This window comes from Chryseobacterium sp. GP-SGM7, assembly GCF_049166575.1.
Lineage (GTDB): Bacteria > Bacteroidota > Bacteroidia > Flavobacteriales > Weeksellaceae > Chryseobacterium.
This window is the reverse complement of the sequence record NZ_JBMHFF010000001.1, coordinates 1,818,250-1,834,735: the sequence shown is the minus strand read 5'-3', so window position 1 is coordinate 1,834,735 and position 16,486 is coordinate 1,818,250. Positions and strand designations below refer to the sequence as shown.

At 33.7% G+C, this 16,486-nt stretch carries 12 protein-coding genes; 7 read left to right on the top strand and 5 right to left on the bottom strand.

From position 1 onward, the window contains the following. Positions 1-2: 2 nt before the first annotated feature. Together ACOOWA_RS08225 and ACOOWA_RS08220 are read right to left on the bottom strand one after the other, a co-directional pair. Complete coding sequence (locus ACOOWA_RS08225; protein ID WP_421374469.1) at positions 3-1,013, bottom strand: cytochrome d ubiquinol oxidase subunit II; 1,011 nt, start codon at positions 1,011-1,013, stop codon at positions 3-5. Next, positions 1,010-2,353 (bottom strand): cytochrome ubiquinol oxidase subunit I, encoded by a 1,344-nt coding sequence (locus ACOOWA_RS08220; protein ID WP_421374468.1) that lies wholly within the window; start codon positions 2,351-2,353, stop codon positions 1,010-1,012. The genes ACOOWA_RS08225 and ACOOWA_RS08220 overlap by 4 nt, the downstream gene beginning before the upstream one ends. A 231-nt stretch (positions 2,354-2,584) precedes the next feature. Here ACOOWA_RS08220 and gyrB point away from each other — a divergent pair, with 231 nt between their 5' ends. The 5 genes from gyrB (at position 2,585) to ACOOWA_RS08195 (ending at position 10,282) form a co-directional block, all read left to right on the top strand. Beyond that, positions 2,585-4,519 (top strand): DNA topoisomerase (ATP-hydrolyzing) subunit B, encoded by a 1,935-nt coding sequence (gene gyrB / locus ACOOWA_RS08215; RefSeq protein ID WP_421374466.1) that lies wholly within the window; start codon positions 2,585-2,587, stop codon positions 4,517-4,519. 133 nt (positions 4,520-4,652) lie between these two features. Continuing rightward, complete coding sequence (locus ACOOWA_RS08210; RefSeq protein ID WP_421374464.1) at positions 4,653-6,548, top strand: DUF3857 domain-containing protein; 1,896 nt, start codon at positions 4,653-4,655, stop codon at positions 6,546-6,548. Beyond that, positions 6,549-8,486 carry a transglutaminase gene (locus ACOOWA_RS08205; RefSeq protein ID WP_421374462.1) on the top strand — a complete coding sequence of 646 codons (1,938 nt, stop codon included), beginning with the start codon at positions 6,549-6,551 and terminating at the stop codon, positions 8,484-8,486. Positions 8,487-8,558: 72 nt separating this feature from the next. Further along, on the top strand, positions 8,559-9,386 hold the full coding sequence (locus ACOOWA_RS08200; RefSeq protein ID WP_421374461.1) for an RsiV family protein: 828 nt from the start codon (positions 8,559-8,561) through the stop codon (positions 9,384-9,386). A gap of 44 nt (positions 9,387-9,430) precedes the next feature. Next, positions 9,431-10,282 carry a diacylglycerol/lipid kinase family protein gene (locus tag ACOOWA_RS08195; RefSeq protein WP_421374670.1) on the top strand — a complete coding sequence of 284 codons (852 nt, stop codon included), beginning with the start codon at positions 9,431-9,433 and terminating at the stop codon, positions 10,280-10,282. Positions 10,283-10,476: 194 nt separating this feature from the next. On the opposite strand, the gene ggt is transcribed toward ACOOWA_RS08195, so the two are convergent. Beyond that, complete coding sequence (gene ggt, locus ACOOWA_RS08190) at positions 10,477-12,162, bottom strand: gamma-glutamyltransferase (RefSeq protein WP_421374459.1); 1,686 nt, start codon at positions 12,160-12,162, stop codon at positions 10,477-10,479. Positions 12,163-12,253: 91 nt separating this feature from the next. Here ggt and ACOOWA_RS08185 point away from each other — a divergent pair, with 91 nt between their 5' ends. Then, positions 12,254-13,219 (top strand): NAD-dependent epimerase/dehydratase family protein, encoded by a 966-nt coding sequence (locus ACOOWA_RS08185; protein ID WP_421374457.1) that lies wholly within the window; start codon positions 12,254-12,256, stop codon positions 13,217-13,219. Between the two features lie 84 nt (positions 13,220-13,303). Then, entirely contained in the window at positions 13,304-14,056 is a 753-nt protein-coding gene (locus tag ACOOWA_RS08180; RefSeq protein WP_421374455.1) for a polysaccharide deacetylase, read from the top strand. An 84-nt stretch (positions 14,057-14,140) separates the two neighbouring features. On the opposite strand, the gene ACOOWA_RS08175 is transcribed toward ACOOWA_RS08180, so the two are convergent. Both ACOOWA_RS08175 and ACOOWA_RS08170 read right to left on the bottom strand, forming a co-directional pair. Beyond that, a complete protein-coding gene (locus ACOOWA_RS08175; protein ID WP_421374454.1) occupies positions 14,141-15,346 on the bottom strand; it encodes a metallophosphoesterase in 1,206 nt (401 codons plus the stop codon). Positions 15,347-15,410: 64 nt separating this feature from the next. After that, positions 15,411-16,478 carry a 3-oxoacyl-ACP synthase III family protein gene (locus ACOOWA_RS08170; RefSeq protein ID WP_421374452.1) on the bottom strand — a complete coding sequence of 356 codons (1,068 nt, stop codon included), beginning with the start codon at positions 16,476-16,478 and terminating at the stop codon, positions 15,411-15,413. Between the last annotated feature and the right edge of the window lie 8 nt (positions 16,479-16,486).

Sequence of the window (16,486 nt, the reverse complement as noted above, 5' to 3'; positions counted from 1 at the left end):
CTTCATGCCTTACTTTTAGCTTTCGTGAATGAAAACATCAGGTAAAATAAAAATGGTAAAATAAATACCGAACCCAAAATTAAAGCCCATCCCAAAGCCGAAATTGTTTTCTCAGCTGCAATATGTTTTAATAAAGAAAGATGTTGTCCGTTTCCTAATAAAATAATATCCGGATTGTGTTGATAGGTTGCTGCAACCAAAATCATAATAATCTGAAATCCTGCCAAAGCTCGAACTGGTAATAGTTTCTTCAGGTGCATTGCTCTCACGATTAATCCTAAAGAAACTGTCGCAAAAGAAATTGCCATTACACCTAAAGGTTTTGAGAAAATCCATTTTGTTAAAGGAATATTGGAAAAATAAGCTGCTAAAAACACTAATAAACCTGTGATCACAACAAAAATCATCGTTTGGTGTGATTTTTTAATCATTAGATTGAGTTCTAACCGGTCACTTGCTTCTTTTAGCGAAAAAATAGAAGCCAGATAAGCGCAAAGTGAAACGGTGAATAAACCGACCGCAACACCAAACCAATTGAACCAGCTAAAAATATATAAATCTAAAAAGTTTTTGGCATCCGGATTTATAGATTTGGAAATCGTTGCAGCAGCGATTAATCCTAAAAAAAATGGTGTTAAAAGACTTGCATAATAAAAGATTTGGGTATAAATAATCTGCCAACGGTCTTCAACGGCATCATAGTGTCTGAAAGTGAATGCGGTTCCTCGTGCAATAATTCCCACCAACATCAAAACTAAAGGAATGTGAAGGTATGTTGAAAGAGTCGTATAGATTTCAGGAAAACCTACGAAAAGAATTACTATTGCGATAATCAGCCACATGTGATTGGCTTCCCAAACAGGTGCAATAGATTCGTACATAATTTTTTCGGTATGTTTTCTTGCCTTCTTTTTAGTCATTAATTCTACAATTCCGGCTCCGAAATCTGCTCCGCCTAAAATCACGTAAAGACAAACGGAAAGCCATAGAAAACCAATTACAACGTAAATCATGATTTTTTGTTTTTAGAATTAAACTGTGCGTCGGTAGGATCATACAATCTAGGAACCATCTGAATCTGTCTTCTTAAAAGGAAAACGATGATTAATGACAACGATACGAAAATTGCTGTAAAAAAGTAGAACGAATACTGAATTCCCGGCATCGGTGTTACTGCATCGGCGGTTCTCATAATTCCGTAAATAATCCACGGTTGTCTGCCGACTTCCGTAACCGTCCAACCTGCTTCCAAAGCAATATATCCGAAAGGTGTGGCAAAAAGAAATGTTTTTAAAAGCCAGTTTGTGTTCAGCCATTCCTTTTTGAAAAAAGTGGCATATAAATAAACCATACCAATCGTAATCATGACAACACCGAAGAAAATCATTATTTGGAAGGCATAATGTACAACTGCAACAGGCGGCCATTCATCTTTTGGGAAATCATTTAAACCTTTAATTTCTGCATTAAAGTCATTGGTTGCCAGAAAGCTTAAAAGTTTTGGGATTTTTAAAGCATAATTAATTTGGCCTTTTTTTTCATCGGGAACGCCTCCAATCACGAAAGATGCCCCTTTTTCTGTTTCAAAATGAGCTTCCATTGCGGCTAGCTTTATAGGCTGCCTTTCAGCGACAGATTTTGCTGCAACATCACCGCTCAACGGTGCTCCGAAAGCTCCAATCATGGCAAAACCTGCTGCAATTCGGAATGCTTTAGTATGAAATTCAATATTCTTCTTTTTTAAAACTAAAAATGCATGAACTCCCGCCACTGCAAATCCTGTTGCACAAAATGCCGCAACCGTCATGTGTAAAGCCTGTGGAAACCATGCTTCATTAAACATTGCTTTTATAGGGTCTATATTTACATATTCTCCATTGATATAATCAAATCCTGCAGGAGAATTCATCCACGCATTGGCTGCAACGACTAAAATTCCGGAAGCTAATCCGCTCAAACCAACCAAGAATCCGCAAAACCAATGAAACCATTTATTAAACTTATCCCAACCGTAGAGGAAAAATCCGATAGCAATCGCTTCAATAAAAAAAGCGGTTCCTTCCAGAGAAAAAGGCATTCCGAAAATGGGACCTGCATGTTTCATAAACCCGGGCCAAAGCAGTCCGAGTTCGAAGGAAAGCATTGTTCCCGAAACTGCTCCGGTTGCAAATAAAATCGCAACACCTTTGCTCCAGGCTTTTGTAAGACCTTTATACATTTCGTTTCCGGTTTTGAGGTATTTCCAGTGTGCAAATGCCATGAGAAAAGGCATCACCATTCCAACGCAAGCAAAAATAATATGAAAGCCTAAAGAAAGCGCCATTTGTGCGCGGGCGGCTATGAAATCATCCATAATATTTATTTTTCAGCTGAAAGTTACGGATAAATTTAGGGTAAGATAATATGATTTAAAACATTGCAATTATTTAATTTATGCTTTGTAAATTTATTGGTTTTTTTTATTTAAAAAATGTTGAGATTTTAGGATTTATTCTGATACTTTAAGAGGTAAATTACTTTCATAATTCGAAAAAAATCACGATATTTGTAGGTCTTTGCAATAAGCAAATTATTTCAATTTTATATGAGTCAAAAACAATATAACGCAGGAAGTATCCAGGCCTTAGAAGGGATGGAACACGTTCGATTAAGACCGTCCATGTACATTGGAGATGTAGGAGTAAGAGGTCTTCATCACTTGGTTTATGAAGTAGTCGATAACTCTATTGATGAGGCATTGGCGGGACATTGTGATACTATTTTAGTTACGATACATAAAGGAGAAAGTATCTCCGTAAAAGATAATGGTAGAGGGATTCCTGTAGATTTTCACGAAAAGGAACAAAAATCTGCTCTTGAGGTTGTAATGACCAAAATTGGCGCAGGTGGTAAGTTTGATAAAGATTCTTACAAAGTTTCCGGAGGACTTCACGGAGTTGGGGTATCTTGTGTAAATGCACTTTCTACATTGTTGGTTGCAACAGTGAGCCGTGACGGTAAATTATATCAGCAAAAATATTCTGAAGGTAAAGCTTTGGCAGATGTTGCTGAGATCGGTACTACAGACGAAAGAGGAACAGAGGTTTTCTTTCAGCCGGACGGTAAAATCTTTCAGGAATTAGTTTATAATTATGATACGCTCGCAGCAAGATTACGTGAATTATCTTTCTTAAATAAAGGAATTACAATTACTCTTGTAGACGAAAGAGAAGAAAATGAAGACGGATCTTTCGCTTTTGAAGTTTTCCATTCTGAAGGCGGTCTGAAAGAATTTGTAGAATTCATCGACGGAAACCGTGAGTCTATCATGGAGAATGTAATCTTCATGGAAGGCGAGAGAGAAAATATTCCTATCGAAGTGGCGATGCGCTACAACACGTCATTCAGTGAAAATCTTCATTCTTATGTTAATAATATCAATACTCATGAGGGAGGAACTCACTTGGCTGGTTTCAGACGTGCATTAACAAGAACGTTGAAAAAATATGCGGATGATTTAGGAATTCCTGCTAAAGAGAAAGTGGAAATTACCGGAGACGATTTCCGTGAGGGTTTAACAGCAGTAGTTTCTGTAAAAGTAATGGAGCCTCAGTTTGAAGGACAGACCAAAACTAAATTAGGAAACTCTGAAGTTTCCGGTGCGGTGGATAAAATCGTTGGTGAAATGTTGACCAACTTCTTGGAAGAAAATCCGAATGAAGCAAAACTAATTGTTCAAAAAGTTGTTTTAGCTGCAAAAGCAAGACAGGCGGCGAAAAAAGCCCGTGAAATGGTTCAGAGAAAATCTCCGATGGGAGGTTCTGGTCTTCCGGGAAAACTTTCTGACTGTTCATCAAAAGATCCTGCAGAATCTGAATTGTTCTTAGTTGAGGGAGATTCGGCAGGTGGAACTGCGAAACAGGGTAGAGACAGGCATTTTCAGGCAATTCTTCCATTGAGAGGTAAGATTTTGAATGTTGAGAAGTCGATGCTTCATAAAGTGTACGACAATGAAGAAATTAAAAATATTTATACTGCTTTGGGAGTTTCTGTAGGAACAGAAGAAGATTCTAAAGCTTTAAATATGGCTAAATTAAGATATCATAAAGTAGTAATCATGACCGATGCCGATATTGACGGTTCTCACATTTCTACTCTGATTCTTACATTCTTCTTCAGATTTATGAAAGAAATGATTGAGAACGGATATATTTATATTGCGCAACCGCCTTTATATTTATTAAAGAAAGGGAACAAAAAAATATATGCTTACAACGAAAAAGAGCGTGAAGAATTAACATTAGAAATGTCTCCGGATGGTAAAGGTGTTGAAGTTCAGCGTTATAAAGGTCTTGGAGAGATGAATCCTGAGCAACTTTGGGAAACTACTTTAAATCCGGAACATAGAATTTTAAAACAAGTAACCATTGATAATGCTGTGGAAGCAGATTCTACATTCTCTATGTTGATGGGTGACGAAGTTCCTCCACGAAGAGAATTTATCGAAAAAAATGCAAAATATGCGAAAATTGATGTTTAATCAATTTCTCTAAAAATATTTAAAAGACTTCATTAATATAATGGAGTCTTTTTTTATTAATAAATCTCAGGATAATAAAAATTAATTAACATTTTATTAAGATTTTTTTTACTTTTGAGAAAAATTAATTACAATGATGAAATTATGGTGCGTTGGGGTTTTTTCTTTGGCCTCATTTTACTACGCACAAACTTACCCGGTATCAGAAATCAGTGATGTTTTAAAGAAAAATGCGAGTGCTGTTGTAAGAAATGAAAGTACTGTTTTAGAAATTAATAAAATTGACGAAATTGTTTACCACAATTCTTCTGCCATTACAGTAATCAATAAAGATGCAGTTGGTTTTGCCATTCCTAAAATTTATTATGAAAAAGGAAATACTGCGTCAAATATCAAAGTGACAGTTTATGATGATAAAGGTGCGAAAATAAAAAGCTATTCTAAAAGTGATTTTACTGATGTCGCTGCGAATTCTCAAGGCACTTTTTATTCTGATAACAGAATGATGTATTTGTCTTATACTCCCACTTCTTATCCGTATACTATAGAATTTAGCTACGATCAAAAAGATCCGAATACGGTTTTTATTCCTGATTTTACTCCGTATCGTGATTTCAATATTTCTGTACAAAAGAGCAGTTTTAAAATTATCAATAAATCAGGAATTAATTTACGCTCTAAAACTTACGAATCTCCATTTGAGTTTGCTACAGTGAAAGTTACTGACGAAGATGGCGGGAAATTGTATTCTTATGAAAATGTTCCTGCGATTGACAACGAAAGCATGGTTCCTAATCCACAGAAAATTCTGCCAAAAGTAAGTTTTTCATTAGATCAGTTTAATTTGGTCGGAAAAAAAGGAAGTTTTACAACCTGGAAAGATTTTGGTTTGTGGTATTATAATAATCTTTTGACTCCGGTTTCTGTATCAACACCTCAAATAAAATCTGAGATTGCAGCACTTAATCTTTCAGGTTCTACGGAAGAGAAAGTAAAGAAAATTTACCAATATATGCAAAGCAAGACTCGATATGTTTTTGTAGCATTGGGAATTGGCGGTTGGCAACCGATGATGCCGGATGAAGTACAGAAAAAAGGTTATGGCGACTGTAAAGGTCTTACCAACTACATGAAAACACTTTTGGATGAAGCGGAAATTAAATCATATTATGTAATCATCAATTCTAATTCTTCGTCCATAAGTTTCGATCCCGACTTTCCAAAAATGGGAGGAAATCATGCAATTCTAGTAATTCCTACTGAAAAAGGAAATATCTGGCTGGAAAACACCTCTCAGGAAATTGCCTATAATCATTTAGGATACAGTACTACAGACAGAAATGTCTTAGCGGTAAAACCTACCGGAATTGAAATTATGGAAACTCCAAGCTATTCTGCAGGTCAGAGTAAAGAAAAACAGATTTTAAATATTCAGCTAAACCCTGACAAAACAATTAATGGAAATGGTAAATTTACTTACACCGGAAATCAGTATGATTTTAATTTATCTTATTCGGGACTGAGTCAGTCCGAAAGAAATACGTCGATTAAAAACTCGCTTTCAACATTAGATTTTGAAAAAGTTGAAATGTCTGATTTTAAAAACAACAGAGATTTGGCAACAATTGATTTTGACTTAAATTTTAAAGCCATCAATTATTCAAAAATGGTAGGTTCGAGCTATATTTTCAGAGCAGTTCCTATTTATTCTAATGCAAACTATCATCAGGATGAAAATAGGAAACTTCCTTTTGAAAACCGTTTTTCTTTCGAAGACGAGTATGAAATCATCTATAAACTTCCTGCAGGATATTTTATCGAAGAAATGCCTGAAAACGGAAATGTAATTTCAGATTTTGGAATATATAAGATTTCGTTTGAGAAAAAAGATGACCAACTCATCGTAAAAAGATTCTTTCAGATGAAAAAAGGACTTCATTCTAAAGATAAATACAAAGATTATATCAGTTTCAGAAAAAAAATTATGAATGCTGATAATGCTAAAATTCTAATTTCTAAAAAATCATAAATGAGAAAAAAAATTATTTTATACCTATTATTATTGATGAATACTCTGTTTTTAGCACAAAAACAAGAGTTTTTAAAAATGCCGAAATTCAACAAAGAGGATCTTAAAAAAGAAAAATCTGCCATTGATGAAAAGGCGCCTGCTGAAATACTGTATCGATCTATTCATTTTCGCATAGATAATTCAAGCGGGAAACTTATAAAAAAGTATGCTTATCGTGTAAAGATTTACGATAAAGATAAAACAGAGGACTGGCATAATTTGGAAGTTTCACTATATGATAATAATTCTGGTGACAGAGAAATTTTGAATAATATGAAGGCTTTTGTATATAATCTGGAAGCAGATAATATTCAAGAGACTAAAGTTGATAAAAGCTCTAAATTTAAGTCAAAGGAAAATAAATATATTACCGTCAATAAATTTGCATTTCCAAATATTAAAAACGGATCTGTTATCGAGTATCAATATGAAGTAGTATCTCCGTTTGTGTATGAAATTCCAATGATTTATATAGAGTTGGATATTCCGTCAGTTTACACAGAATATGTGCTTGATTCTCCGATTCAGATGTCTTACAGTGTAGATTTTACAGGAAGTTTATTTCCTAAATACAAAATTCTAAAAGAAGAAATGTTATATGGTTCCAATCACAAAACATACAGATTTGGCTACGATAACCTGAAAGCTTTCAAAACAGAAAAATATGTAAAAAACAACGATAATTACAGAACAAAAATAAGGGCAGAACTTCATTCTACATATTTCGGCGATAATCTTAAAATGTACACTTCAACATGGGAAGATATCAGAAAAAAACTTTGGGATCATGAAGATTTCGGGTCACAGTATAAAAAAGACAGATTGGTAAAAGATATTTTTCCGGCAAATGTAAATAATGAGAAAAATGATCTTGCTAAAGCGCAGAAAATTTTAGATTTTGTAAAAAACAACTACACCTGGAATAACAATAACGGAATTTACGCCGAAAACGGAATAAAAGATTTAATTAAGCTTAAAACAGGAAATGATGCAGATCTAAATCTGATGTTGCTTTCACTCTTCAGAAGCGCAAATATTACGGCGTATCCTATCCTAATTTCAACTGTACGAAATGGTCTTGTAAATTTATCTTTCCCAAATATTGGAAATTTCAACTATGTTGTGGCAGGAGCAGAAATTGATAAACGATTTTATCTTTTTGATGCAACTTCAAAACAGTCAAAGGCTAATCTTTTACCTTCGCGAGTATGGAATAATAATGGGCTTTTAGTGAAAGATGATAAAGCGGAAGTTATTTCGCTTACTAATATTAATATCAGCTATAATAGTCATATAGTTAAAGCAAAAATAAATCCCGATGGTACAATTTCAGGTGCTTATCAAGATCAGGATGAAGGGATGATGGCCATGAATACAAAAGAAAACTTTGATGAAAATCCGGAAAAATATAAAAAACAGTATAAGGAAAACTTTTCAGTAGGTTTTGATAATATCAATTCTAGAGTTTTGGAAGGGGGAGAGTTTCGGTCTACTATGAGTTTCACTTCAAACAATATGATCGATAATATTGGAAAAAAAATGATTATAAACCCTCTTTTATTTTTACAGCAGGCTAAGAATGATTTTGATCAGCAGGATGAAAGAAAATATATGATTGATTTTATTTCGCCAATCAGTAAAACGAAGGTTGTAGAAATAGAAATTCCTGAAGGATATGATGTAGCAGATTTACCAAAAAGTAAAAAAATCGTTACTGAAGATAAAGAAATTAGCTATTCTTACACAGTAGAGAAAAAAGATAACAGAATTATAACGATTTCAGAATATAATATTGCGAGTGCAGATTATCCAAAAGAATATTACCCTGCATTCCAGAAAATCTGGAAAGTAATTTCAGATTCTGAAAGTCAGGTAATGAGTTTAATCAAAAAATAGCAATTTTAAGATAAATATTTTAAAACCATTCATTTTGTGAATGGTTTTTGCATATCAGAAGAAAATTAAATTATGAAAAATGCGATTGTTGTCGTAGTGCTTTCTACACTATTTGTTTTGTCAGCTTGTAATAAAAATGAAAAAAAAAGCTCAAATTCAGCTCAAAATGAAGTTTTAATACCCGAAAAATTAATTGTTGATTCAATAAATATTGAAGATTCGGTGAAAATAGCAAAGTTTCTTACTGCAAAATTTGATTCTAAATTATTGGTTTTTCCTACAATAAAAGACGCCGCTTTGCTCGACAGTATTTATTTCAAAATAAAAGATAATAAGGATTACTCAAAACAGGGATTGCAGAATTTTTTGCAAAAAGATAAGACAGAGTATTTTGCTTCAATTAAAAACGACAGCAAAGAATGGATTTCAGATCTCACTTTCTCTGAAGAATGGTACGACAGTACAGGAATGGAATTAATCTCGAATAAAAACAATTTTCTACACATACAATATTCCTGGGGATCATATTCGGGAGGTGCTCATGATAATTACGGTTTTTCAGAAAGGGTTTTCGATTTAAAAAATAAAAAGAAAGTACAATTGTCAGATATTACATCAATGCCTAAAAAACAGATTGAAAATTTATTGATGAAAAATATTAATAGAGCAAATGGAGGAGCCACCGATAAAAATGGTAAAGTTAATAATTCTGAAATGCTGTTGGTAGATGTGATTCCGGCAACAGGAAATTTTTATTTTGATGATAAAAATCTGTATTTTCATTACAGTCCATACGAGATTGCGGCTTTTGCAGCAGGAGATATTACAATTCCTATTTCCTGGAACGATTTTGCGGGTACTTTAAATCCGGAATTTAAAGAGAGAATGAAAATTAACTAATATTAATGCTTCCAAATCAGGAAGCATTTTTTAATTTTGTGACAATGGAACGAGTAGCTTTTATTATCAATCCCTTTTCGGCAAAAAAAAATTATCAGCCTTTTCTGAACGAGCTTAAAAATAAATTACAAAATCCTTTGTATTATATTTCTGAATCGATTTTGGGAACTGAAGATTTTATTCAAAAACATTTTAATGAAGTTGATTTTTTTGTAGCTATCGGAGGTGACGGAACAATTTCTACAGTAGCTAAAATGCTCATTAATACTGATAAAGTTTTAGCTATTTTTCCGGCAGGATCGGGGAATGGTTTTTCTAATGAAACACAATTCAGTAAAAATTTAGATGAATTATTAACTAAACTAAAGGCTAAAAAATTCCGTAAAATAGATACTTTTACTGTTAACGACAGACTTTCTATTAATGTTTCCGGAACTGGTTTTGACGGAAAAGTGGTTAAAGAATTTGAAAAAACTAACCGTGGATTTAAAAATTATATTAAAGTTTCATTAAAAACTTTTTTCAATTATAAACCAATTAAGCTTAAATTTTTTGATGAAAATTATAAGCAATATAACGGAAAGTATTTAATGGTTAATATTGCAAACACCCGTCAATTCGGGAATAATGCTTACATCGCTCCAATGGCAAGCAAAAGTGACGGCTTGGTTGATATGGTTTTGGTAAAAAAGTTTCCGCTGACCTATTCGCCTCTTTTTGCATTCAGAATGTTTACTAAAAAACTAAAAGAGGATGATTACATCACCTATCTTCCGGTTTCTGAAATTGAATTTAAGGTAAATACCAAGAATTGGCATCTTGACGGAGAATTCAATAAAATAAAATCTCCGATTCATGTGAAAGTTCAGCCTTCAAGTCTGAATATTTTAATTTAAAATCATCGTGAAATAAAAAGCCTTCCCTGAGGAAGGCTAAAAACACAAATGATGAAAAAAAATTATTATTACGATAATAATCTATAACAAAGTAAACGATTAATATTCTGAAATTTTATGGTTGTAATCATAGAGGTGAAATTTTTTTACAAATTTCCAGTTCTTTTTTAGTTTTTGTTCGGAGCAGGTCAAAATTATTCTACTCCAACAGAATCATCACCACGACCGTCTGCAACAGCATGAATATTTCCGTTATCATCTATTACAATCATTTCCGTTCTTCCCAATTGATTCACCTTTTCAGCTTTATAACCTAATTTTTCTAAATCTTTAATTGTTGCTTCCGGAAAATTCTTTTCAAAAGCCACAGTTTCAGGAAGCCATTGATGATGAAATTTCGGAGAATTAACAGCGATATTTGTATTCAGTTTAAAATCTATCACATTTACAATCGACTGATAAACAGAAGTCGGAATAGTCGTTCCGCCCGGAGTTCCTACAACGATATAAGGTTTTCCGTTTTTCAAAATAATTGTGGGAGTCATTGAAGAAAGCATTCTTTTATTGGGCTGAATAGCGTTTGCCTCGCCGCCAACCGCACCAAACATGTTTGGAACACCTGGCTTTATCGAGAAGTCATCCATTTCATTATTTAAGAAAAAACCAGCTCCGGAAACGACTACTTTACTTCCGTACAAGCCATTCAGAGTTGTGGTAACAGAGGCTGCGTTCCCGTTTTTGTCAATCACTGAAATGTGTGTGGTTTCTGTAGATTCTTTAGGTTGGCTGATAATTTTTCCGACATCCGAGCTAGGAGTTGCCTTGATAAAATTGAAACTTTTCCATCTGTTTTTCAAATAATCATCAGAAATTAAATAAGCTGTTTTGTCCTGAATAAAATCCGGATCGCCCATATATTCGGCTCTGTCTGCAAATGCTCTTCTTTCTGCTTCCACCATAATCTGAACTGCCTGCGTAGAATTTTGCTGATATTTTTCTAAATTTTCATAGTCCGACATTTTCAGCATTTGAGCTAAAAGAATTCCACCACTTGAAGGTAAAGGCATCGAAACAACATGGTTTCCTTTATAATCAAATTCAAGTGGTTTTCTTTCGGCAACTTTATAGTTTTTCAGGTCGTCTAAGGTAATAATCCCGTTTTCTTTTTTCATTTCCGAAACCAGAAGCTGAGCAGTTTTTCCTTCATAAAATCCTTTTAATCCTGATTTTTGAATTAATTTTAAAGTTTCTGCCAAATCTTTTTGCTTCAAAATATCACCTGATTTCCAGATCTCGTTTTTTACGAATGCATTGGAGGTCATATTATATTTTTGAAAATATTCTTTATTGGAATTTAATAGTCTGGCTTCTTGCTCGGTAATTGCAAAGCCTTTTTCCGCTAAATCAATTGCAGGCTGAATGAGTTTTTCCATCGGAATGTTGCAATGTTTTAAAGTTGCAAAAAAACCAGCTACACTTCCGGGAACACCGACTGCCAATCTTCCGTTCTGCGATAAATTGGTGTCAGCTTTTCCGTTCTTGTTAAGATACATGTTTTTGGATGCGTTTTTAGGAGCTGTTTCGCGATAATCAAGGGTAAATTTTTCACCATTATTTTTTACACCCACCAAAAAACCACCGCCTCCGATATTTCCCGCCTGAGGATAAACAACTGCTAAAGCATATTGTGTAGAGACAATGGCATCATAAGCATTCCCACCCATTTTAAGAATTTTTGCTCCGGCCTCACTGGCCAAAGGATGAGCAGAAACCACAACACCTTTGTTTTTTACTTTTACTTCTTTTATAATATTAATATCGGTGTATTGTGCTGAAACCGAGTAAGAAAACAAGATAAATGCAATGATAATTTTTTTCATTAGTAAAAATTGTAATCGAATTTACAATTTTGTTTTTAAAATAGGGTCTAAAATTTCTATTTTTGCTTTTATCATAATAATAAAAAGTAAAATGGAATCCTATACGGAAAAAATATTGATTACAGGTGCTTTAGGGCAGATTGGAACTGAACTTACCAACAGACTTGTTGAGATTCACGGAGCTGAAAATGTGGTGGCTTCCGGTCTAGACAGATGGCAGAAAGGTCTTACTTCAGCCGGACATTACGAAAGAATGGATGTTACCAACACACAATTGGTAAGACAGGTGATTAAAGATTATGAAATTACAACAGTATATCACTTAGCTTCACTTTTATCAGGAACATCGGAAAAGCAGCCAATTTTTGCATGGAAATTAAATCTTGAACCTCTTCTGCATTTCTGCGAACTGGCGAAAGAAGGCTTGCTTAAAAAGATATTCTGGCCTAGTTCAATTGCAGTTTTCGGGAAAGGAATTCCAAAAGAAAATGTTGGTCAGGATGTTGTTTTAAATCCTACAACCGTATATGGAATTTCAAAAATGGCAGGTGAAAAATGGTGCGAATATTATTTTGATAAATATGGAGTAGACGTAAGAAGTATCCGTTATCCGGGTTTGATTTCTTGGAAAACTCCCGCAGGTGGAGGAACAACAGATTATGCAGTTGAGATTTTTTATGAAGCAATTGAAGAAGGAAAATATACAAGTTTCATCTCTGAAAATACAGGAATGCCAATGTTGTATATGGATGATGCAATCAATGCAACTTTAAAATTGATGGACGCTCCGAAAGAGAATTTAACAGTTCGCTCTTCTTACAATTTAGGCGGAATGTCTTTCACTCCGAAAGAATTGGCTCAGGAAATTAAGAAAGAAATTCCGGAATTTGAGATTGATTACAAGCCGGATTTCAGACAGGCAATTGCAGATTCCTGGCCAGCTTCAATTGATGATTCTGTTGCAAAAAAAGATTGGGGATTGTCTTATGATTTTGGAATTACTGAAATGTCAAAAGATATGATTAAAAATCTTAAAGTGAAATTAAACAATAATTGATTTACTTCAAGTGTTAGTTTAATTAAAAATAATTTTAACTTTTGATTTGTAGTTAATTATAAATCTTATCTAAATTTAAACTGAATGGTATTGCTCACTTTTAACATCATGAATATTGAAGCTGAAACTAAAAAAGAAACAGATATTTCTGATGAAGAAAGATTAAAAATTACTGAGAGTAATACAAAAGCAATTTTAAGAATTTTAGATATTCATGAAACAAAAGCGAGTTTTTTTATTGAAATTTCTATCGCAGAAAAACTTCAAAATCTATTAAAAGCAATTTCTGCTCAAGGGCATGAAATTGCTTTTTTTAATAAAGATTCCGGTCTCGAAAAAATTGATGAGGTGAAAAAAAATGTTCAGGATTTTTTAGAAAAACAGATCAAAGGAATCAGACAAAAGAATCGCCAGTTTTCATTAGAAGAATTAAAATCTATCGGTTTTAATTACATTTCAAATATTGATAATGCAGATATTTTATTTCCTTTTAAGCGTTTAAAAAGAAGCTCAGAAATTATTGAGGAAAACGGATTGAGCATCGTTCCGGAAAGTATTTCTCCGTACAGTCAACTGCCGTATAATGATTTTGTTTTTCAGGTCTTGCCCATGCAGTATTACCAGAATATGGTTTTTGAAACCTTAAAAAATGATGACTTTGTTTTGGTTTATCTTGATTCGTGGCAATTTACCGATATGAATAAATATCAGTTTAAAATCCCGTTTTACAGGAGATATCATCTAGGTAAAAAGATGGAAGACAAGCTTGAAGCTTTTCTTTCCTGGGTTAATGAAAAAGAATTGGCGACTTCGAGGATGAAAGATTATATATTTTAGTTTCGGGTTTCGTGATCCGGGTTTTTAAATTGGAGATTTAAGTTTAAATCCAAAATCTGTGTCACAATTATCCCGTAACTCGCATTAAACCAATTCAAAAAGTGTAATTTCGGGTAAAACACCCACTCTTCCTGGATAAGCCAGAACTCCGAAACCTCTGTTTACGTACAATAGCTTTCCTTCGCTTTCATACAAATCTGCCCATTTTGGATATTTGTACTGTACCGGCGACCATTTTACGTTTTTAAGATCTAAACCAAACTGCATTCCGTGCGTGTGACCGGAAAGTGTTAAATGTACGTTTCCTGGATGCTTCTTTACGATCGCATCGAAGTGTGAAGGATCGTGGCTCATTAGAATTTTTGGAGCAGATTGCGGAACTCCTTTTAAGGCTTTGTCTAAATCTCCATATTGTGGAAATGGCTTTAAACCCCAGTTTTCAATACCAAGAATATAGAGTTTTTCGCCATTTTTTTCAATCACACGATGTTCATTTCTTAAATTTTCGAATCCGGCCTGGTTTTCATAGTCAATAAGTGTGTCAAGATTATCAGTTTTAGCTTTCGGAGTTTTCCAGGTTACATAGTCGCCGTAATCATGATTTCCTAAAGTAGCCAGTTTTCCATCTTTAGCTTTAATTTTTGAGAATAAAGGAATGAAAGGTTTGAATTCTTCAGCAAGATTATTGACCATGTCTCCTGTAAATAATACAAGATCAGGTTTTTGTGCGTTTATTAAATCAATTGCGTGTTGTAATTTTTCAGGATTGGGAAAACTTCCACTGTGAACATCAGAAATTTGTATGATTTTATATCCTTTAAAACTCTTTCCAAGTCCTGGAATTTTAATTTTCACCTTTCTAACTTTATGTCTGAACTTACCGAAAGTAATACCATCCACAAAAAGAGCAGAAAGTGCGCCGCCTAAACCTAAACCTACCAGACTCAGGAATTTTCTTCTTTCCGGAAAAAAATGTTCACCTCCCTTTGTGAAATTGAAAAAATAGATTCCGGTACGGAAAATATCGTCAACCAGTAAAAAAAAGATGGCAAAAATCTTCGGTAGCATGAAAATTAAAAACACAGAAACGGTTAGATGAAGTCGTGTAGGATCTTTGTCTGCTCTGGAAATATTGGTAAGCTCGTAGATGAACAGACCATACACAGAAAGCGTTAAAGCCCAATAAACAATTCTTATCAAAAAATTATCTGTAAGTGTTTTTACAGCCTGATAAACGTAAATTTCCAATACGAGGAAAATCGCTGCGATAATTAAAAAATTCTTCTGCATAATATTTAAAAAAAGCACAAAAGAGATGCCCTTTGTGCTTTTGTATTTTAATTAAATTTAAGTCTTAAGGAAATCTGTAAACGATAGCATTGATGTTCATTCCGGCTCCAACAGAAGTCATTACAATGTTGCCATTATCTTTAAACGAATGACCCTGCATTTTTCCTTTAATTATTAAATCAAACATGGTAGGAATTGTTGCTACAGAGGTATTTCCCAAATCCTGAACAGTCATAGGAGATACAGAATGATCGTAATCTTTCACATCATAAAGCTTGTGAAGTCTTTCGATCATAGCATAATCCATCTTTGCATTTGCCTGGTGAATTAAAATCTTATCAATGTCTCCTATAGATAATCCGGCATCATCAATGGTTTCTTTAATGGCTGCGGGAACATTTTTAAGAGCATATTCATAAATTTTTCTACCCAACATTCTTACGTACAAACGTTTTTGATCTGCTTCTTTGTTGATTGACGGCCCATTTGCAAGATAATTTAATTCAATACCATTGTCACAAATAGTGTTGTGAGCAATAATTCCTACATTTTCCTGTTCGGTTGCTTGAACGACAACAGCTCCGGCTCCGTCTGCGAAAATCATCTTATTTCTGTCGTAAGGATCGGTAACTCTGCTTAAAGTTTCTGCACCGATAACCAAAATAGTTTTTGCAACTTTAGCTTTAATTAAATTATCTGCCAAAATCATTGCTTCTACCCATCCCGGACAACCGAAAAGCATATCATAAGTGATGCACTTTCTGTTTTTAATGCCTAATTTATTTTTAACTCTTGCTGCCATTGTCGGCATAAAATCAGCATATCCGTTAACGGTAACTTCACCAAAATTACTTGCGTAAATAATATAATCAAGATTCTCCTGATCTACATTTGCGTCTGCAATGGCAATTTTTGCCGCCTCAAAACCAATTTGTGAGTTTGAAAGATCTTCATCTATAAATCGCCTGTTTTCAATTTCAGTAATTTCTACAAATTTTGAAATAGTTTGTTCAGCAGGTTTGTCAATTTTAACACCATCTTCTGTATAAAACTCTGAATCTAAGAAATAGTCTCTTCCAATTACTCTATTCGGTAGGTAAGATCCTGAGCCAATAATGATTGTATTCGGCATTCGTTTAT